Origin of the sequence: Acinetobacter sp. S4400-12, assembly GCF_024129495.1 — a bacterium.
Classification (GTDB): Bacteria; Pseudomonadota; Gammaproteobacteria; order Pseudomonadales; family Moraxellaceae; genus Acinetobacter; species Acinetobacter lwoffii_C.
This window is the reverse complement of the sequence record NZ_JAMXYB010000098.1, coordinates 1-752: the sequence shown is the minus strand read 5'-3', so window position 1 is coordinate 752 and position 752 is coordinate 1. Positions and strand designations below refer to the sequence as shown.

General features: G+C 41.1%; 1 protein-coding gene and 1 pseudogene. One reads left to right on the top strand and one right to left on the bottom strand.

Annotated features, from left to right (window positions below):
* Positions 1-264: transposase family protein (locus NI461_RS14075; protein ID WP_253157870.1), on the bottom strand; the 264-nt coding region annotated here is incomplete at its 3' end.
* 164 nt (positions 265-428) lie between these two features.
* Between NI461_RS14075 and NI461_RS14070 the strand changes: the two are divergent.
* Positions 429-594 (top strand): annotated as a pseudogene (locus NI461_RS14070) (peroxidase); the annotation flags it as partial.
* Positions 595-752: the final 158 nt, after the last annotated feature.

Genomic DNA, 752 nt, shown 5'->3' with positions numbered 1-752 from the left:
GATTGGAATTTCTGTGGCATCTACAATCACCACATTCCAGTCAATGCCTTCGCCTTCAGGCAAATGCTTGGGTAAATTAAATAAATTGGACCGAATCAGGCAGTCTTCAACATGACGGACAATTCTTGAGGCTGTGGGCTCTGAAACCCCGTAACTCGTCGCAACGTGAAATAAGGTTCGGTATTCCCGCCAATAGCTTAGACAGAGCAGAACCTGGTCTTCCAGGCTTAACTTGGGCGGTCTGCCTTTGGCAGGAACATGCATTTTCAATTGCTCAACCATTAAATCAAAGGTTGACCATGAGATGCCGGTGTATCGCTTGAACTGTGTTTCAGAAAGCTTCTTTAAATCGATGTATTTTATCCGCAGATTATGCAGGAATATTGAAGGTTTTTCGGTACAAATAAGCAGCAAAAAAAGTAGATCGTTTTTTGATTTATGGAAGAGATCTATTACTGATACATGTTAGAGCGCATGTTCGGTACGTCTGGCGATGGAATCCATGACCGCTTGCTACATTTTGTGACTCCAATGGATGGTGCGTATTACTTTGCACCGAGTGAGGAGTTGCTGGAAGAGGTTTTGGAAAGGTAAAAAATAAAAAGCCGATGAAAGTCGGCTTTTTATTTCAATTACTATCAGAATGAGAATTCTTTTTTATTAGACCTCTTGCGAAAGTCCTTATTGCGAGTTTATTCGGTTTACTAATGCAGCGATTAAATTAATGCGTAAGCCGAATCTTTTCCGTCTAT